This is a genomic window from Paenibacillus apii (assembly GCF_011043685.1).
In the GTDB taxonomy this organism is placed as follows: domain Bacteria; phylum Bacillota; class Bacilli; order Paenibacillales; family Paenibacillaceae; genus Paenibacillus_AQ; species Paenibacillus_AQ sabinae.
Map to the genome: position 1 here is coordinate 394,046 of NZ_JAAKGU010000001.1, position 18,239 is coordinate 412,284.

Sequence of the window (18,239 nt, forward strand, 5' to 3'; positions counted from 1 at the left end):
ATCCTCCACCTCTCTGGCTGGCTTTAAGCCTGCAATTGTTCAACAATGATATTGGAATTGGTATAGACGCAAATCTCAGATGCTATAGTAAGCGCTTCCCTTGCGATATCTGCCGCTCCGAGATCTTTCGCATGACGTTTCAGTGCGCGGGCGGATGCCAGTGCAAAATTGCCGCCAGAGCCGATCGCCAGCACATCGTCGTCCGGCTCGATAATCTCTCCGCCGCCCGAGATGAGCAGCATGCCGTTCTTATCCATAACGATCATCAGCGCCTCCAGCTTGCGCAGAACTCGGTCCTGGCGCCAATCCTTGGCCAGCTCTACCGCGGCGCGCTGCAAATTGCCGTGATGCTCCTCCAGCTTGCCCTCGAACTTCTCGAACAGGGTGATCGCGTCGGCAACCGAGCCGGCGAATCCGGCGATGACCTGCCCTCTGTATAATCTCCGCACTTTTTTGGCGGTTGTCTTCATAATCACATTTTCTCCAAAGGTAACCTGTCCGTCGCCGGCGATTGCCGATTCCCCGTTATGCCGTACAGCGCAGATGGTTGTTGCGTGAAAGCTTGGAATCATCTTCTAGCCTCCTTATATCATGCTCTAAAAATAATTCGGGTCTCTACAGAGACCCGGAACCGATGCTATGGGGCAGACTCGTGCCATCCGCGAATTCAGCCAGACTGTCCAATGCGCGGAACGCGAGAAGCTCATTTTTTTCCTTCTTATTGCGGATTCTCCGCTCCGGCTTCGGCAGAAGACCGAAGTTCGCGTTCATCGGCTGAAAATGCTTGGGATCGGCGGAAGTAATGTAAGCAGGCATGCTGCCAAGAACCGTATCCTCCGGGAATACAAGCGGCTCTTCGCCAAGAGCGATTCTGGCGGCATTAATGCCGGCTATGAGTCCCGAGGCCGCCGACTCGACGTAGCCTTCTACGCCCGTCATCTGGCCCGCGAACAACAGCCTCTCATGCCCTTTCAGCTGATAGGTCGGATGCAGCATCTTCGGCGAATTGATGAACGTATTGCGGTGCATGACGCCGTAACGGACATACTCTGCATTCTCCAGACCGGGAATCAGGGAGAAGACCCGCTTCTGCTCGCCCCATTTCAAGTGGGTCTGAAACCCGACCAGGTTATACAGCGTTCCGGCTGCATTGTCCTGACGAAGCTGAACGACCGCATAGGGCAGCTTGCCCGTATGGGGATTGACCAGGCCTACCGGCTTCATCGGACCGAACAGTGCCGTCTGCTTGCCGCGTTTCATCATGATCTCGATCGGCATGCAGCCCTCGAAGTAAATCTCTTTCTCAAAATCTTTGAGCGCCGCCGTCTCCGCGGAAACGAGCGCATCATAGAAGACGTCGAACTCCTCTTCCGTCATCGGGCAGTTAAGATAAGCCGCTTCGCCTTTGTCATACCGGGAAGCCAGATAAACCTTGCTCATATCGATCGAATCCTTCTCGACAATTGGAGCCGCCGCATCATAGAAGTAAAAATACTCCTCGCCGAGAAGCGCTTTGATTTCGGAAGAGAGTGCCGGCGACGTCAGCGGTCCGCTGGCGATTACGACAATCCCTTCCTCCGGTATATGCGTCAATTCTTCATTTATTACCTCGACAAGCGGATGCTCGTGCAACGCCGACGTAATTTCGCCGGAGAATCCGTCACGGTCAACGGCAAGCGCGCCTCCAGCCGGCACGGCGTGCTTATCGGCGGAACCGAGAACCAGGGAGCCGAGCCGCCGCATTTCCTCTTTCAGAACGCCGACGGCGTTCCCGAGCCCGTTGGCCCGCAGCGAGTTGCTGCATACGAGTTCGGCGAACTTATCCGTATGATGGGCCGGCGTCTTTACGACCGGCCGCATTTCATATAATTTTACCGGCACTCCCCGTGATGCGATCTGCCAGGCTGCTTCGCTCCCGGCAAGCCCCGCTCCGATTACCGTTACCGCCGCCGGAGCACCGGCTGTCTGCTTTCCTGTATCCGTCAACTTCACACTACCTCCATAAGTCATTCTTGCTGAATTTATTTACAGGGCAGGATTACTCTGCCGCTTCTTCTTCATTCTCTTCCAGATTCTCGGTATGATCGCAGGATGTGCACTGCAGCCGGACGCCTTGCTTGTTCCGTTTCTCGATCATCCAGGAGCCGCACTCCGGACAAGGCTTGGAAGACGGTTTATCCCAGGAGACAAAGTCGCACTCGGGATAACGGTCGCAGCCGTAAAAGACGCGTCCCTTCTTGCTGCGCCGTTCCACGACTTTTCCTTCATGGCATTTCGGGCAGCCGACGCCGATGTCTTTGATTATCGGCTTCGTATTGCGGCAGTCGGGGAACCCGGAGCAGGCCAGAAATTTGCCGAAGCGGCCCAGCTTGTAGACCATCGGTTTACCGCATTTCTCGCATAATTCGTCCGAAACCTCGTCCACGATCTCAATCTCTTTCATTTCCTCTTCCGCTACTTCCAGACGCTTCTCGAAGGATTGGTAGAACTCGCCAAGTACTTTTACCCAGTCTTCCGAGCCTTCCTCCACATGGTCAAGGTCGCCTTCCATATGGGCCGTAAATTCCACATCGAGAATTTCCGGGAAGAACTGCTCCATTTGCTCGATAACGAGCTCTCCGAGCTCTGTGGGCATAAATTTCTTCTCTTCAATGGCGACATAGCCGCGCTTCTGGATCGTCTCGAGCGTCGGCGCATACGTACTTGGACGCCCGATCCCCAGTTCTTCCAGCGTTTTGACAAGACGGGCCTCCGTATAACGCGGCGGGGGCTGTGTAAAGTGCTGCTTCGGATCGATTTCGTGCTGGATCAGTTTATCGCCCGCCTGAAGCTGGGGCAGATATTTCTCTTCCTCCGTCGTCCCGTCATCGTTGCCTTCCACGTAGACCTTCATAAAGCCGGGGAAAGACACCTTGGAACCGACGGCGCGAAACACGGCCGTACCAACCGCAATGTCGACAGAGAGCGTATCCAGCAGAGCTGAGGCCATTTGGCTTGATACAAAACGTTCCCAGATCAGCTTATACAGCCGATACTGGTCGCGGCTGGTAAATTCCTTGACAGCGTCCGGCTCGCGCAGCGCCGATGTAGGCCGGATCGCTTCGTGAGCATCTTGGGCCCCGGCCGCCTTCTTGGAATACTGACGCGGCGTTTCCGGCAAAAACTTCTCTCCATACTTGCTGGAAATCAGTTCCTTCGCTTCTTCCTGCGCAGTTGCGGAAATCCGGGTGGAGTCGGTACGCATATACGTAATCAGACCGACGGTGCCTTCTTTCCCGAGCTCCACACCCTCATACAGCTGTTGGGCAACAGACATCGTCTTGGCCGCCCGGAATCCGAGCTTTCTCGCCGCCTCCTGCTGAAGGGAGCTGGTTGTGAACGGCGCCGACGGATGGCGCTGTCTTTCTTTTTCCTTCACTTCGCTGACAATAAAATCGGCGCCAGCGATTGCCTTCAATACCTCTTGTACGTCGCTTTCGCGTCCAAGTTCCTTTTTCTCGCCGTTCAATCTGTGGAACTTGGCTTCAAACAACGAATCCCGGATGCCGAGCTTGGCCGTAATGGTCCAGTATTCCTCCGGCACGAACGCGGAGATTTCATTCTCCCGGTCCATAATGATTTTGACGGCAACCGACTGAACGCGTCCGGCTGACAGCCCTTTTTTGACTTTCTTCCATAATAAAGGGCTGATTTTGTAACCGACGAGCCGGTCCAGAATCCGCCGCGCCTGCTGGGCGTTGACCAGATCCATATTGATTTTGCGCGGGGACTTGAACGCATCCTTCACGGCCTGCTTCGTAATCTCGTTGAACACGACGCGGCAGTCCTGCGTATCATCCAGTTCCAGCGCATGCGCCAGATGCCAAGCGATCGCTTCGCCTTCGCGGTCCGGGTCAGCTGCCAGATAGACTTTTTTTACTTTCTTGCTCGCGTCCTTCAGCTCTTTGAGCACTGAGCCTTTGCCGCGGATGGTAATATATTTGGGATTAAAGTCATTCTCGACCTCCACACCAATCTGGCTTTTGGGCAGGTCGCGAACATGTCCCATGGATGCTTTCACAATAAATTTGCTGCCCAAATATTTGCCGATGGTCTTCGCCTTTGCAGGCGACTCGACAATGACCAAAGAATCAGCCACAGAATCGTCCTCCTAAACGTTTTGTAGCGCATGCTTCTAAATGAAGTTCTTAGGAAAACTTGCTCCCGAAGATACGCTAAAACTTCAAACTACTATTTTATATAACCTTATATACGGCTCCCGGTAAGGATGTTACCGCTTTTTTTATGATTAAAGATAACAGAACGGAATGCAAATGTCCAAAATCCATTCCGCTTTTCTCCAACAGCTCATCCAGGGAACAGGGGCCCTGATGCAGTATATGGTATAGGCGGGACTCGTCACTTGTCAAATTCTTTTCGGCGCATAAGGTGCCGTCAGGGGTGTTCTCAACCTCCGGATTTGACAATGAATTCCCTTTTTCAGGAAGAAAAGAGGCGTATTCCGCCAGAATATCAGCCGCGCCCGTTACCAGAGCCGCTCCCTGTTTGATAAGCTCCAGCGCTCCCCTGCTTTTGGGGGAAGTAATCGGCCCGGGAATGGCAAAAACATCTCTGCCCGCTTCAAGCGCAGCATCCGCCGTAATGAGCGATCCGCTGCGGCTGTCGGCTTCAACGACCACGGTGCCGAGGGTAAGCCCCGCGATAATCCGGTTTCGCTGCGGAAACAGGCCGGGATGGCTTTTGGTGCCAATCGGATATTCGGTAATCACCAGTCCTTCGCGGGAAATCCGTTCCAGCAGTCCGCGATTCTCGGAAGGATAGATTTTATCCATGCCGGTAGCCATAACGGCGATCGTTCCGCCGGATTGACCCACAGCGGCTTCATGGCAAACGCTGTCGATCCCCCGGGCCAATCCGCTGACAACGGTCAAGCCGCTTGCCGCCAGCTCTTCGGCGAGAACGGCTCCTACTTTACGGCCGTAAACCGTTGGGACGCGCGTCCCGACCATCGCAATGCCGGGTGCTTGCAGCAGCTCGATCCGCCCCCGGTAATATATGATCCACGGCGGCTGTGGAGTTTCCTTGAGCAGCTCGGGATAAGTGTCGTCAAACACGGTAATCATCGATACCCGGGCTGACTCCATACCGGACTGCCGGCGGTTTATCCAATCCCGGGTCAGCACCTTCGCCAGTCTGTTCGACATTCCCTGCTTCAAGCCGATTCTCTCCCAATCCTCCGCCGTACAGTCAAATGCCCGTTCCGACAAAAATCCCGCTTTGCAAATTTTGTCGATGCTCCTCCAGCCGATGCCTTCCACTTCATGCAAACCGAATAATATGTCCCGTTTATTCATATACAGGCCTCCCTTATATATAGAAGGCACACGCCTTCCTATTCTGTGTCATGCGCAGCGTTATTGCAAGCCATTCCTGGTTAGATCCATAATGGGGTCAGATAAACCTGACGGATGCAAAGGGCGCAAACGCAAAAAAGCAACCTTTTACGCCCGTCAAAGGGAATAAAAGGTTGCTTACCTTTGTTATTTATTATACACCACCTGGCCGCTTCCGGAAGCCCTGTTTTGCCAGTATTTACAATACCGCATCTTTCTTCCTGAAAAAGTTAATGCGTCGTGCAGGCGTTCAAGATGCCCTGTTCTTCCAGCACGCTCACGAGCGTGGAGCCCATCTCGGCAGGCGTAGGGGCAACCTTGATGCCGCAAGCTTCAAGTACCGCGATTTTCTCGCTCGCCGTTCCTTTGCCGCCCGAAATGATTGCGCCGGCATGACCCATGCGCTTGCCCGGAGGAGCGGTCGTTCCGCCGATGAATCCGACGACCGGCTTGGTCATATGATCGCGAATCCATCTGGCCGCTTCCTCTTCGGCCGTTCCGCCGATTTCGCCGATCATCATAACGGCCTTGGTCTTAGGATCTTCGTTGAACCGTTTCAGAATATCGATAAATTCCGAGCCCTTGACCGGATCGCCGCCGATGCCGACCGCGGTTGACTGGCCTATGCCCCGGGTGGTCAGTTGATGTACGGCTTCATACGTAAGCGTTCCGCTGCGTGAAACGACCCCGACATACCCCGGCATATGAATGTAGCCCGGCATGATGCCGATTTTGCATTCTCCCGGCGTGATCACACCCGGACAGTTCGGGCCAATCAGAATGGTGGAGCGCCCTTCCATGTAACGCTTCACCTTCACCATGTCGAGGACCGGGATTCCTTCCGTGATACAGATGACGAGGTCCAGCCCGGCATCCACCGCTTCCATGATCGAATCGGCGGCAAAAGCGGGCGGCACATAAATAACGCTGGCGGTGGCGCCTGTCGCTTTTTTAGCCTCGGAAACGGTGTTAAAGATCGGGAGACTTACGGTTTTACCGTCTTCCAGAGTGATGTTAACCGACGTGCCACCCTTGCCCGGCGTAACGCCGCCTACCATTTGCGTTCCGTATTCCAGCGCTCCTTTGGTATGGAACAAGCCCGTCGAGCCCGTGATTCCCTGTGTGATGACCTTCGTATTTTTATCGACAAGAATGCTCATCTTTGAGTTCACATCCTATTCCTAATTATAAAATACGGGTAAGCGCGGCAAATCCGCCGTTATTGCACAAGAGAAACGATTTTACGGGCCCCATCCGCCATCGAATCCGCCGAAACGATATTAAGCCCGGAACCGGACAAAATTTGTTTGCCAAGCTCCACATTGGTGCCTTCAAGACGGACCACGAGCGGTTTGGTCAACCCCAGCTGACTCGCCGCCTCGACAATTCCGCTGGCGATAACATCGCAGCGCATAATCCCGCCGAAGATATTGACGAGAATTCCCTTTACTTTGGCGTCGGACAAAATGATTTTGAACGCTTCGGTCACTTTTTCCGCAGTCGCGCCGCCTCCTACATCAAGGAAGTTCGCCGGCTCGCCTCCGTAATATTTGATAATATCCATTGTAGCCATCGCCAGCCCCGCGCCGTTAACCATACAGCCGATATTGCCATCAAGCGCAATGTAGCTGAGGTCATATTTGGAGGCTTCGATTTCCTTCTCATTCTCTTCGTCCAGATCGCGCAGCGCCTGAATATCCTTGTGGCGGAACAACGCATTGGAGTCAAAATTCAGCTTGGCGTCCAGCGCCAGCACGTTTCCATCCGCCGTAACGACGAGCGGATTGATTTCCGCAATCGAACAATCTTTATCCATAAAAGCCGAATATAGCGCTTGCATAAACTTGACCGATTTTCCGATCAGCTCATTCGGTATGGAGATATGATAAGCCAGCCTGCGTGCCTGAAACATCTGAAGCCCCACAGCAGGATCAATGATCTCCTTAAAAATCTTCTCGGGATGCAGGACCGCCACCTCTTCGATTTCCGTCCCGCCCTCTTCGGAGCCCATCAGCACGACCCGCCCGGTCCCCCGGTCGACCACGAGCCCGATATAATACTCTTTGACGATCTCGCAGCCTTCTTCAATAAGCAGCCGTTTGACCAGCTTGCCTTCCGGACCCGTCTGGTGCGTCACCAGGGTCTTGCCAAAAATTTCACCGGCAAAAAGACGGACTTCGTCCAAATTCTTCGCAACCTTGACGCCTCCGGCTTTCCCTCTGCCGCCCGCGTGAATCTGCGCTTTGACAACAGCAACGGAGCTTTTTAGCTCCTCGGCCGCCGCTACCGCGTCCTCCACGGTAAAAGCCACTTTTCCGTTCGGTACGGCCACACCGTAACTTTTGAGCACTTCTTTTCCCTGATATTCGTGGATATTCATTCCGGAAGCCTCCTAAAGTGAGCGGAAACAACGCAGACAGCCTGCCAAATTTCCGCTTCCGTTTTGATTGAAGCTCTGGGCCCGGGTTCAGATCGGTATGATATTCTGCATTCCCGAATGAGGAAACCCAGAATATTGTACCATGTTTTTATAGCGCTTTCCTTAAAATCTTTCACGTATTATACATACATTTTCGCATGATTCCATGCCAAAATGCGAACGATTGCGTTGACAAGCATGTCCTATTGAGTTATTCAATTGCGCTTGTTAGCTTGATGCACCCTCGCCAACAGGTTACGGAACTGCTGCAGAAGATCTCCGAATTCCGCCTCCGACATCGTCATTCCTTTTAACATCACGCCGGGTATCGCCTTCGCTTTCTCCTGAAGCGCCCAGCCTTCGTCCGTCGGGGAGATCAGCACCTTGCGCTCATCCTCCTGGGACCGTTCCCGATTAATCAGTCCGGCGGTCTGCAGACGCTTCAGCAGCGGAGTCAGCGTGCCCGAATCGAGATACAAATCGGCGCCCAGCTCCTTGACGGTACACTGCCCTTTCTCCCAGAGCACGAGCATGACAATGTATTGGGAATAGGTAACACCCAGCTCGTCTAGAAAAGGCTGATACAGTTTCGTGATTTCGCGCGAACAGGCGTAGATCGTAAAACAAAGCTGGTTCTCCAGCAGCAATTCGGGGGTAGGGATAGGTTTTTGCGTCATCGCGTAAGTTCACCTGCTTTCTCCCCTCGATTTTATCATAATTTATCTTTCCATTCCTGTTAATCGCGAAAAATATTTTGACAATTTTTATATTTGTGTTAAATTAAATTGTGTACAATTTATTATTGGTTAGGAGAGAAGACGCAATGATGACAATACAGCAAAAATCGTATGAAACAACAGTAAAAGCAGTTGGCGGCAGAGACGGATTCGTCGAATCCTCATCTCCCGAGTTCCATCACAAAATTTCCACCCCCCGGGAAATGGGCGGCGCCGGCGGAGAAGGAACCAACCCTGAGCAGCTGTTCGCGGCGGGTTATTCCGCCTGTTTCGACAGCGCGCTGAATCTGGTGGCCCGTCAGAAGCGGATCAAAATCGAAGGCAGCGAAGTTTCCGCGACCGTAAGCTTTGGCAAAACCGAAGACGACGGCTTCGGCATTGCGGTCGTGCTGAATGTTCTGGTAAAAGGCGTGGATAATGAAACAGCGGTTTCTCTTGCCGAAAGCGCCCATGCAGTATGCCCGTATTCCCGTGCGACACGCGGCAATATCCACGTCGAGATAAACGTTATCAAAGAGCATTCGTTTGGCGGAGGGTATTGATTTGCGACCTGCCGGATCTATATAATAAACGTAAGAGCAAATTTTCGGAAAATGAGGAAGCACCTCTTTACTGAAGCCCTGCGCACGAAGCTGCGCCGACTTTGGAAGAGAGGTGTTTTGTTATGTATGGAAAAATGCACAGCGCCTGCCTTTACGGCATTGAGGGCGTCATGATCGGTGTGGAGGTGGACCTTGCAAACGGTCTGCCGCAGACAAATATCATCGGGCTGCCCGACTCCGCCATCCGCGAAGCTGCCCTTAGGGTACGCTCCGCCGTAAGAAATTGCGGCTACCGCTACCCGCAGCAGCGGGTTACGATCAATCTGGCGCCGGCCGATCTGCGCAAGGAAGGCTCCGCCTTCGATCTCGCGATCGCCGTCGGCATTCTGACGACAAGCGGCCAGCTTGTCATGCCATCCGCCGGCAAGACGCTGATGATTGGCGAGCTGGCGCTTGACGGCAGCCTCCGCCCGGTGACCGGCGTGCTACCCATGGTGGAAGCCGCGCGCAAGGCAGGGTTCGGAGCCGTGCTGCTGCCGCGCGGCAACGCGGCGGAGGCGGCGCTGATCGGCGGCATGCGCGTCTACGCAATCGATCATTTGCGCGAGCTGCGGGGGCAGGAGCAGCCGGACTCATCCGTTTTATCCGCCGATGCAGCCAAATGTTCGGGGGCTCCGGGAACTTCGGGTGAAACGGACGTAACGGCGCATGCAGGTGAACAGCATGCGGCAGGAGAGCCGGGCGGCGTGGACAGTCTGCCGTTTCCGGTTACAACGGACAGTGGAGCCGGGACATTATCACAGCCCGTAATGGCGCTGTCGCTGGAACATCTCCGGTATGCTCCCCCTGTAATCTTCTCCGCTTCAGTTGAAGCCGCAGACATACTGAAGGAGGATTACAGCGACGTTCTGGGCCAGCATCATGTTAAACGGGCGCTGACCATCGCCGCTGCCGGAATGCATAACCTCCTTCTCATCGGACCTCCCGGCACGGGCAAGACGATGATGATCAAACGCCTGCCCGGCATACTGCCTGCTTTAACCGACAGCGAAGCGCTTGAGGTTACGCAAATCTTCAGCGCCGCAGGCAAGCTGAAAGACGCCCAGCGCGGGCTGATTCGCGAAAGGCCCTTCCGGTCGCCGCACCATACCATTTCCGGAGCGGGACTGATCGGCGGGGGCGGCGTTCCGAAGCCCGGCGAGGTCAGTCTGGCTCACCGAGGCATCTTGTTCCTTGACGAGATGCCCGAATTCACGCGCAGCGTGCTGGAGGTGCTCCGACAGCCGATGGAGGATCATGTTGTAACGATCAGCCGTGCAAGGGCGGCTTTTACTTTCCCGGCGAGGTTCATGCTCGCCGCTTCGATGAATCCGTGTCACTGCGGATTTTTAGGGAGCGGCCACCCGCAGCAGCGCTGCACCTGCAGCCCGGCGCGCATCGCCCAGTACCGCGGTCGGATATCCGGGCCCCTGCTGGACCGGATCGATCTTCAGGTTGACGTACCGCGCCCAAGAGAATGGGATTTGAACGGCAGCAGCGCCGGCATGTCGACAGCCGATATGCGCGCCCGGGTAGCCGAAGCGCAAGCGATTCAGTCCGAGCGCTACCGGCGGTTGCCTATTTACTGGAACAGCGAGCTATACGGCGCATCCCTCCGCCGTTACGCGAATCCCGGTCCCGAAGGTGCCCGCATGCTGCACTCGCTGCTGGAGAACCTGGGACTAAGCATGCGCTCCTACGACCGTATTTTGAAGCTGTCCCGCACTATCGCCGACCTGGAGGGAGCGGAACAGATTTCATCCGCGCATATCGCGGAGGCGCTGCAGTACCGCAATCTGGATAAAGCGCCAGCTGGAGAGGAATACGAGAGTTGACCAATTCACTGATCGACCCGGAAGGACAAGAGAGACAGATGAAGGAGCGGGCTGGTTCGCTGCGGCGTGTCTTTTTCCCCTTATATTATATAGAAGAAAAAAAGTCGGAATTTCGCGAACCGGCCCGAAAACCCGGATTGTGGATGAGTCTGTCAAGAATCAGGCAGGGGCTGGGTTAGGAGAACATCGTCACTAATGAATGTAAAAAGAAGTTACAAGATGGAATGGCCGAGTGCAAAGCAGGACTGACCCACTAGTTTTCAGAGAGCGAATTCCGGTCGCCCATCTGCGCTTCTCGAGAGGTCAAGACATCCATAATCGTTTCGAATGACACCGGCTTATAGTTCCAGTGCTCGACGCAGACGTTGAAATGGTTGTTTCCTTCGTATTTTTGGCCGTGGATATGACCGTGCACATTGACGTAAGGCATATGCCGATTCATGTACAGCGGCTCATGGGTGAGCAGAAAAAATTCCTTGAATATGATACCGTTCTCGCTCACTTCCTGAAATCCGGCCTCCAGCCACCAGCTGCGGGAACGGCCCCGGTCATGATTGCCCAAAATCAGCGTTTTATAGCCGTTTAGCCTGCTCAAAATCCGGCTTGTCTCCTCCTTGTTCAGGAAAGAAAAGTCGCCAAGGTGGAACACCCGGTCCTCCGGCGCAACCGCTTCGTTCCAGGCGGCAATCATCGACTCGTTCATCTGCTCCGTATCGGCAAACGGCCGGGATTCATATTCCATAATCGCCCGGTGGCCAAAATGATGATCCGATGTAAAGAACACTGTTGTCATATCAACTCTCCTCTACCGCTGTAATAAGTATGTATAACAATAAAGCCGTAAATCGGTCCGAAACAGCCGCATCAAGCAAAAAGGCTCCCACAGCCGGCTTTTGCCGATTCTGCCTGAAGCCCGGTTGCCGATTCCATTAATACTGAACTAGCGAACACTGAACGCTCTAATGCTCGCTAGTTCATCAAGTCCGTTTATGCGATCGGCGGCTATCACATGCCTGGATCAGCTCAGCAAGCGTCGGCGGTCCTTCATTTTCAATCAGCCACTGCCGCATCGCCTTTATCGCTTCAACCTGTCCGTCGCCATTATCCCGCCACGTCAGTAGTTCAATCACATTGATAATCAAGGTCATCAAGCTTGCGTTGCTGTTCTGCGTCTTGTCCGCGCGTATTTTTTGGAACAGCGCCTCGTTTTCCCAGTCGAATAAGATCTCTTCGGCGATGGCTGGCCGCATGACAGTGAATGTCTGATGGCACGAGTTGCAGCTTACAGATGTTACCGGCTCCGTAGTGAATGCCACTTCAATTTCCATTCCGCAATGTTGACAGGCAAATTTCACATGTATATCTAATGGTTGTTGTTTCACTCGGACAGCCTCCTCTTAAAATAATTAAACGGTTACACTAATGTATACCCATTTCCGGTCGGGACTGACCCAAAACCGTTCTCGATTAAGGTCAAATCCCATGGATACCATGCCAAAGAGTTCAATATTCAGACTTTATCCTTTTGGAAATCATTTGTACTATTTGTAGTATATCCCGTTCTATTTTAAAATGCTTCACGGATGTGATTGAGCGACACAACGCTTAAATCCGGGTTCAATCGTACCGTAATCACGTCAAAAGATACCGGTCTGTCGCTTTGCCGGCAGTTGTGGAGATAGATCCTGGCCGTTCGCCTTACGCGCTCCATTTTGCGGGCATCCACCGATTCCTCTGGCGTTCCTTGCAGCGGACTGCCGCTGCGGCTCCTCACTTCAACAAAGATCAGACGCCCGCCTTGCTCGGCGATAATGTCGATCTCCCCGGCACGGCAGCTCCAGTTGCGTTCCACAATGGTGTAGCCTTTGGCGTGTAGGTACAGAACGGCCGCTTCTTCGGCCGCTCTTCCCTTTTGTTTACGGTTATACCGAATCTCTTCGCCTTGGAAGGGACTCGCTGAATTCCCGCTCCTGTTGTTCGGATCGCTCATTCCCTGCTCCTCTTGGCTGCGGAAGCGTCGCTGCGGTATACATAGCTCAAAATTTCGGCCACCAATTGATACAGCTCCGGCGGGATCTGCTGGTCGAGATCAAGCTTCGAGAGCACCTCAACCAGTGCGGCATCTTCCTGAATGACAACTCCGCTCTCCTTAGCTTTTTGCAAAATCGTCTCCGCAACCTTGCCCCTTCCTTTAGCGACAACGACCGGCGCTTCAGTCTTCCCTGGCACGTATTTTAGGGCAACGGCTTTTTTCATGTTAGTTAGAAATTCCCCGGAGGAATCATTCATATGCGGTAATCCACCCCTCTGTAAGCATCGGGAAAGTAATCGGCGGGGCTGACCGGTCCTTTCCCTGCCTTCTCTTGACTCTGGGCGGGAAAAACCTCCGCTTTGAAGGATGACAGCTGGTAGCCGATCGTTTCCATTGCGGACTTGATATCGTCTTTCGACGATTCCAGCAGCTCATGAACCCACGCCTCATTATTGTGCAGCTTTAAGCTGACAATCCGGTCCACCACCTGCACATCAACAAGCGTCTGACCCAAGGACTTCATATCGAGATCAAACCACAAACGACAGTTGGAAGCATCGAGTTCGCCTTTGTGTCCCCGTCTCGACTGGATATGAACGGAGGCCGTCTCCGTCCCGTCCGGGCCCTTAAGCGGCAGGAACAGCGTCACCTGCGCAAACGGAGCCGTGCGGTCGGTATTGAGTAGCAGCTGCTGGCCGGTCAGATGCTGCACCAGCTGCCCCGCGGCTTCTTTCACCGCCGCGGGAACGTCGCTGCTGGCCATTGCCTGCAGCAGCACGCCCTTAACCGTGTCGCCGGCATGCCCGCCGGCGACGGCTCCCTGCTCCGCGGCGGCTTGCGCCGCGCCGCCGCGGAGCGCCAGCTGCTCGTGCTCCGCACCGAGCAGCTTGAGCACCCGCGCCACCCAGGCACCGCCCTGGGTGGCTTCCGGCTGCGGCGGGGCCGCAGCCGCGGGGTTCCCGCGCGAAGTATCCGCGCGGGCGGGCTCTCCCGCCGGGTCCGACGGCGGGAGAGCGGCGAGCTGCGGCAGCGCGTCCCGCAGCTCGCCGAGCACGCCCTGCAGCTTCGCGAGCAGGGCTCCAGCCTGCGGCTGCGCACCTGCAGCCGCTCCGCCCGCTTGCGCGCGCTCGCCAGCCGCCAGCACGTCTGCCTGCATCCCTCCGGCTTGCACCTTGTCGGCATCCAAGCCTTCTGCCTGTACTGCTCCTCCGGCCTGCGCTACGCCTGCCGCTGGACCACCAGCCTGTGGCGCTCCTCCAGCTTGCATCTCTCCTGTCGCCTGACCAATTGCTTGCGCCCCTCCGGCTTGCACCTTGCCGATATCCAATCCCTTTGCCTGTGCTGCTCCTCCAGCCTCCGTCACACCGGCCTGCGCTCCTCCAGCTCGCACCTCACCGGCAGCCAATCCGCCCCGCTGCGCAGCTCCCCCGGGCTCTGTCTCCCCTGCTCGCGCTGCCTCTGCGCCTGCGGACGATCCATTACCGGCCGCTTGCGCACCACTCATCGACGCTCCAGCGCGTCCAGGCCCTGCCTGGTCAACGCCGTCCGCCGTCGTTGCTTGGGCTCCGCCGCCAGCGGATTGCACACCGCTTCTGCCCCCTGCGTCCGCATCCGGTTTCCCCGCTCCGCTACCGGTTCCGCCTCCTTCCGAAACAATCGAAGTGACCCCGCCGTTTCCCTGACGGCTTGAACTTCCGCTTGCGCCTTCTCCTTCCGGCTGAGGGGAGGCTGCGCCGTAACCGGCCGCAGCCGTCTCACCCTTAGCACCAGCCGCTTTTCCGGCTTGTGCACCGCCAGTTGAGCCTTCCGCCGCATCTCCGGCCGAGAGGACTGTCCCCGCCTGATTGCCGGCCTGCCCTTGATAACTTCTATTATCTAAAGGCGTTGCTCCGTTATTTGAACCTGACTGCTGTGCGGGTTCTCCGCTGGCAGCTTCCAGCTGTCCAATCCAGAGACTAAGCTGCTCTTCCAGCGCGGATAACAGCTGGTGGAGCTGCGGGCCGAATACCGCCTGCCGGATGCCTCTGATGCTTTCCGGGGTGATCGGTAAGCCGCGTTTTTCTGAGATCACCGCGGCTTCCAGCCACTCCATGACAGGTACATTCGCTGGCTTGGCCTCCATTACCGCATTCAGCTTGGCGGCGGTCTCCTTGTTCAGCGGGAGCCCTCCCGACTGCATGGCCTGGATGATCTCACGCCCCGTTTTGGCATCGCTCAGACCGAGCGCTTCCAGTGCCTCACCCATCGTTTGGGGCGAGACCGCTGTCCCCGTAGGAGCCGGTTTCAGCACCGGAAGGCCCTGATCACCGGAAGGACCCACTTGAAGATTCAGTGTTTGTCCCTGCTGCAGTGGCGTTTCCAGCTCCGCTCGTACCGGTGTGCCCTGGATTTGCACCACCGCTTCTTTTCCCGATTCCGATACACTGAGGACGACGCCGCGAACGACCTGCCCTTCTTTGAGTTCCAATGTTTTTGCTTCACCGGGCTTGCTGTCTCCCAGCAGGCCGCGAATCAATGACCCGATGTTCACGCCGCTTGCTCCTCTCTGCTCGTCTTTCTTCTTGTTGTTATATATCGGCATCCGCCGCCGTTTTTGCAACCCAAGCGGTTAATCCTATTTCTGCGATTATGCCCGTTACAAAAACAGCCCGGCTCAACAACGATCGCCGGACTGCCCCAAATCTATTGTTTTTCCTTCCAAGCAATCTCTAAAACAACGTGGTCTGCTCCACCAAGATTCTTCCCAGGAAGCTGCGCCGGTGCATCGGCGTCGGCCCGAAAGTGACAATCCGCTCCCGGTGAAGCTTTGTCGCATATCCCTTATGTATGGCAATTCCGTAATCCGGGTACAGGTCTTCCCACAATCCCTCGCACAGCCTGTCGCGCGTTACTTTGGCTACGATGGACGCTGCCGCAATCGACTGACTGTTGGCATCCCCTTTAATAATCGCCCGCTGCGGTAGAGGAAGATCGATCTTTTCCGCGTCAATCAGCATATAATCGGGCCGAACCCCCAGCCCTTCAACCGCTTTTTTCATGGCCAGCCTTGAGGCTTGCTTAATGTTGATTTCATCGATCTGGCAAGCATCCACATGCCCCACCCCGACAGCCAGCGCCTGCTCCAAAATCAGCTCGAACAGAGTTTCCCGCTTCTTGGCCGTCAGCTTCTTGGAGTCGTCCACTCCCTCGATAATCAGACCCTCCGGCAAAATAACCGCTGCCGCCACCACATCCCCGAACAGGCAGCCTCTGCCCACCTCGTCCACTCCGGCAATACGGAGGTAAGATTGCTCCCAGGCCTCTTTTTCATAAAGCAGCATATCCTTATCCATTTCCATGTCCATTTCCTTACCCACCTGCCAAACTGATATTTCCGTTCCTGCCCGCATCTCTTCTAAGCTTAACACAGGGCTTCCGGCAAGGTCATCCTCAAAATGTCCCTATTCCCTGCCAAATAGTAGGTACAGCATCCATATAAAGTCCCTAAATTCCCGCCAAACAAAGAAAAGAGCCGCCGAGAAATCGGCCGACTCTTCCTGCTTCCATGAAGCAACCTTCTTTGTTACTTTACTCTAATGCTTTGGGGGACTCCAGCGTGAACCGTCCCAACTTCCCGGCGCGCAGCTCATGCAGCAGGGTTCGAGAAGCTTTTTCAAGATCCACTCTTCCGCCGCTGACCAGACATCCGCGCTTGCGTCCTACCGCTTCCATGACGGCCACGATTTCATCCGGGTTCTCCGTATCTTCCGGAAGCTTGTCAATCCCGTACCTCTCCCGGAATCTGTCGCCGTAACCCTGCAGCAGATACTTTATTGCATAGAATGCGATATCCTCCACATTGAGAATCTCTTCCTTGATCGCTCCGGTAATCGCCAGCCGGTATCCGACCTGCTGATCCTCGAACTTCGGCCACAAAATCCCCGGGGTATCGAGCAGCTCCAGATCACCCCCGGTTTTGATCCACTGCTGGCCCTTCGTGACGCCCGGACGGTCGCCCGTTGCCGCAATATTGCGGCCGGCCATCCGGTTGATCAGCGTCGATTTGCCGACATTGGGAATGCCGACGATCAGCGCCCGCATCGCGCGGGGGTTCATCCCCTTGGCGATTTGTTTATCGATCTTTTCTTTCAGCAGAAGCTTGACCTGCTCCGGAATTTCCTTGATCCCGCTGCCGGTGGAAGCGTCCACGGGATGCGCGACATGGCCTTCCTGCCTGAAGTAAGCCAGCCACTGTCGGGTCGTTTCGGGATCGGCCAGATCGCTTTTGTTCAAAATAATAAGCCGCGGTTTCCCCCGCAAAATATCGTCAATCATCGGATTGCGGCTGGACAGCGGAAGACGGGCGTCGAGCAATTCTATGGCAACGTCTATTAGCTTCAGCTTATCCTCGATTTGCCGCCTGGCCTTCGTCATATGACCCGGAAACCATTGTATGGTCACTGCCCATCGCCTCCTTTGTGCTGGTTATTCTAATGCTTGATCCATTCCATATCGGACACCGGCCAGAAAATGACATCCGCCCGGCCCACAATATCGCCCAGCGGCACATAGCCGATCATCCGGCTGTCCGTACTGTCCGAACGGTTATCGCCCATGACAAATACGTGGCCTTCAGGAACTTTCCCGTCCTTAAAGTCCTCGTTGGGAAAATTCTTGTCATTGTACAGCTGATTGTTGGCATGCTTCTGATCAATCGCTTTTTGAATGTAGGTTTCGTTCACCTTTTGGCCGTTCACCGTTACCACGTCGCCTTCAACCTTCACGGTATCTCCCGCAACGGCGATTACCCGTTTGATAAAATCCCTGCCTTCGGAAGGCACATGAAATACTATCACTTCACCGCGCTGCGGAGACCGGATATCATACAAAATTTCATTAACGATGACTCGCTCTCCGGTATGGAAGTTCGGCTTCATGGAAGGTCCGTCCACTATAAACGGCTTAAACAACAGCCAGCGAATCAGAATAACGAGGATCAAGGCGATTGCAATCGCCTTTACCCATTCCAATACTTCATTCTTTTGCTTGGGCGGAGCCTGCCCTGCCTGATTCTCAGTTTCATCTTGCCCCTGATGCACATCCTGCTGCATAGTTCACCGTCCTCTTCTTAACCTTGACTGAACAAGGATCTTTTATGAACACTCTCTCCTCACAAATCAAAAAAACTTCAACCAAAAAAACCTCTGCTGAAATGATCAGAAGGCTTTTTCGAAAGAAGCCACCCCAGCTCTATATATCGGAA

General features: G+C 54.9%; 17 protein-coding genes. 2 read left to right on the forward strand and 15 right to left on the reverse strand.

Translation table 11 applies throughout. The features are described 5' to 3' along the window. Positions 1-23: 23 nt before the first annotated feature. From hslV to G5B47_RS01950, 7 genes are all read right to left on the reverse strand, one after another. Complete coding sequence (gene hslV, locus G5B47_RS01920; RefSeq protein WP_165093702.1) at positions 24-572, reverse strand: ATP-dependent protease subunit HslV; 549 nt, start codon at positions 570-572, stop codon at positions 24-26. 43 nt (positions 573-615) lie between these two features. Beyond that, the gene (trmFO, locus tag G5B47_RS01925) at positions 616-1,986 is read right to left on the reverse strand and encodes an FADH(2)-oxidizing methylenetetrahydrofolate--tRNA-(uracil(54)-C(5))-methyltransferase TrmFO (protein ID WP_165093704.1); all 1,371 of its coding nucleotides are present in this window, start codon (positions 1,984-1,986) and stop codon (positions 616-618) included. Positions 1,987-2,038: 52 nt separating this feature from the next. Then, positions 2,039-4,138 carry a type I DNA topoisomerase gene (topA, locus tag G5B47_RS01930; protein WP_165093706.1) on the reverse strand — a complete coding sequence of 700 codons (2,100 nt, stop codon included), beginning with the start codon at positions 4,136-4,138 and terminating at the stop codon, positions 2,039-2,041. Positions 4,139-4,235: 97 nt separating this feature from the next. Next, positions 4,236-5,354, reverse strand: a complete 1,119-nt coding sequence (gene dprA / locus G5B47_RS01935) for a DNA-processing protein DprA (RefSeq protein WP_165093708.1) — start codon at positions 5,352-5,354, stop codon at positions 4,236-4,238. A 269-nt stretch (positions 5,355-5,623) separates the two neighbouring features. Further along, on the reverse strand, positions 5,624-6,553 hold the full coding sequence (gene sucD / locus G5B47_RS01940; protein WP_165093710.1) for a succinate--CoA ligase subunit alpha: 930 nt from the start codon (positions 6,551-6,553) through the stop codon (positions 5,624-5,626). Between the two features lie 59 nt (positions 6,554-6,612). Further along, positions 6,613-7,773, reverse strand: coding sequence for an ADP-forming succinate--CoA ligase subunit beta (gene sucC, locus G5B47_RS01945; RefSeq protein ID WP_165093712.1), 1,161 nt, complete (start codon positions 7,771-7,773; stop codon positions 6,613-6,615). Positions 7,774-8,027: 254 nt separating this feature from the next. Next, positions 8,028-8,489: a MarR family winged helix-turn-helix transcriptional regulator gene (locus tag G5B47_RS01950; protein ID WP_165093714.1), complete on the reverse strand. Its 462-nt coding sequence runs from the start codon at positions 8,487-8,489 to the stop codon at positions 8,028-8,030. A gap of 146 nt (positions 8,490-8,635) precedes the next feature. On the opposite strand from G5B47_RS01950, the gene G5B47_RS01955 reads away from it, so the two are divergent. Together G5B47_RS01955 and G5B47_RS01960 are read left to right on the forward strand one after the other, a co-directional pair. Next, on the forward strand, positions 8,636-9,091 hold the full coding sequence (locus G5B47_RS01955) for an organic hydroperoxide resistance protein (protein WP_165093716.1): 456 nt from the start codon (positions 8,636-8,638) through the stop codon (positions 9,089-9,091). Positions 9,092-9,213: 122 nt separating this feature from the next. Beyond that, entirely contained in the window at positions 9,214-10,965 is a 1,752-nt protein-coding gene (locus G5B47_RS01960; protein ID WP_165093718.1) for a YifB family Mg chelatase-like AAA ATPase, read from the forward strand. Positions 10,966-11,218: 253 nt separating this feature from the next. Here G5B47_RS01960 and G5B47_RS01965 read toward each other — a convergent pair whose 3' ends face one another. From G5B47_RS01965 to lepB, 8 genes are all read right to left on the reverse strand, one after another. Beyond that, positions 11,219-11,758 carry a metallophosphoesterase gene (locus G5B47_RS01965; RefSeq protein WP_165093720.1) on the reverse strand — a complete coding sequence of 180 codons (540 nt, stop codon included), beginning with the start codon at positions 11,756-11,758 and terminating at the stop codon, positions 11,219-11,221. A 184-nt stretch (positions 11,759-11,942) separates the two neighbouring features. Next, entirely contained in the window at positions 11,943-12,347 is a 405-nt protein-coding gene (locus G5B47_RS01970; RefSeq protein WP_328804423.1) for a hypothetical protein, read from the reverse strand. Between the two features lie 185 nt (positions 12,348-12,532). Further along, on the reverse strand, positions 12,533-12,955 hold the full coding sequence (locus tag G5B47_RS01975) for a YraN family protein (RefSeq protein ID WP_165093722.1): 423 nt from the start codon (positions 12,953-12,955) through the stop codon (positions 12,533-12,535). After that, positions 12,952-13,254 (reverse strand): EscU/YscU/HrcU family type III secretion system export apparatus switch protein, encoded by a 303-nt coding sequence (locus G5B47_RS01980; RefSeq protein ID WP_165093724.1) that lies wholly within the window; start codon positions 13,252-13,254, stop codon positions 12,952-12,954. Before G5B47_RS01980 ends, G5B47_RS01975 begins: the two co-directional genes overlap by 4 nt. Further along, positions 13,251-15,527: a DNA ligase gene (locus tag G5B47_RS01985; protein ID WP_165093726.1), complete on the reverse strand. Its 2,277-nt coding sequence runs from the start codon at positions 15,525-15,527 to the stop codon at positions 13,251-13,253. The genes G5B47_RS01980 and G5B47_RS01985 overlap by 4 nt, the downstream gene beginning before the upstream one ends. A gap of 178 nt (positions 15,528-15,705) precedes the next feature. Next, the gene (locus G5B47_RS01990; protein ID WP_165093728.1) at positions 15,706-16,341 is read right to left on the reverse strand and encodes a ribonuclease HII; all 636 of its coding nucleotides are present in this window, start codon (positions 16,339-16,341) and stop codon (positions 15,706-15,708) included. Positions 16,342-16,564: 223 nt separating this feature from the next. Next, positions 16,565-17,437 carry a ribosome biogenesis GTPase YlqF gene (gene ylqF / locus G5B47_RS01995; protein ID WP_165093730.1) on the reverse strand — a complete coding sequence of 291 codons (873 nt, stop codon included), beginning with the start codon at positions 17,435-17,437 and terminating at the stop codon, positions 16,565-16,567. 29 nt (positions 17,438-17,466) lie between these two features. Next, positions 17,467-18,087 (reverse strand): signal peptidase I, encoded by a 621-nt coding sequence (gene lepB / locus G5B47_RS02000; RefSeq protein WP_165093732.1) that lies wholly within the window; start codon positions 18,085-18,087, stop codon positions 17,467-17,469. Between the last annotated feature and the right edge of the window lie 152 nt (positions 18,088-18,239).

Bases quoted from the DNA above. Each gene is read 5' to 3' on its own strand.
- G5B47_RS01990 (WP_165093728.1), bottom strand. From the start codon at position 16,341: ATGGACATGGAAATGGATAAGGATATGCTGCTTTATGAAAAAGAGGCC.
- sucD (WP_165093710.1), bottom strand. From the start codon at position 6,553: ATGAGCATTCTTGTCGATAAAAATACGAAGGTCATCACACAGGGAATC.
- dprA (WP_165093708.1), bottom strand. From the start codon at position 5,354: ATGAATAAACGGGACATATTATTCGGTTTGCATGAAGTGGAAGGCATC.
- sucC (WP_165093712.1), bottom strand. From the start codon at position 7,773: ATGAATATCCACGAATATCAGGGAAAAGAAGTGCTCAAAAGTTACGGT.
- G5B47_RS01965 (WP_165093720.1), bottom strand. From the start codon at position 11,758: ATGACAACAGTGTTCTTTACATCGGATCATCATTTTGGCCACCGGGCG.
- G5B47_RS01980 (WP_165093724.1), bottom strand. From the start codon at position 13,254: ATGAATGATTCCTCCGGGGAATTTCTAACTAACATGAAAAAAGCCGTT.
- hslV (WP_165093702.1), bottom strand. From the start codon at position 572: ATGATTCCAAGCTTTCACGCAACAACCATCTGCGCTGTACGGCATAAC.
- lepB (WP_165093732.1), bottom strand. From the start codon at position 18,087: ATGCAGCAGGATGTGCATCAGGGGCAAGATGAAACTGAGAATCAGGCA.
- G5B47_RS01975 (WP_165093722.1), bottom strand. From the start codon at position 12,955: ATGAGCGATCCGAACAACAGGAGCGGGAATTCAGCGAGTCCCTTCCAA.
- G5B47_RS01960 (WP_165093718.1), top strand. From the start codon at position 9,214: ATGTATGGAAAAATGCACAGCGCCTGCCTTTACGGCATTGAGGGCGTC.
- G5B47_RS01950 (WP_165093714.1), bottom strand. From the start codon at position 8,489: ATGACGCAAAAACCTATCCCTACCCCCGAATTGCTGCTGGAGAACCAG.
- G5B47_RS01955 (WP_165093716.1), top strand. From the start codon at position 8,636: ATGATGACAATACAGCAAAAATCGTATGAAACAACAGTAAAAGCAGTT.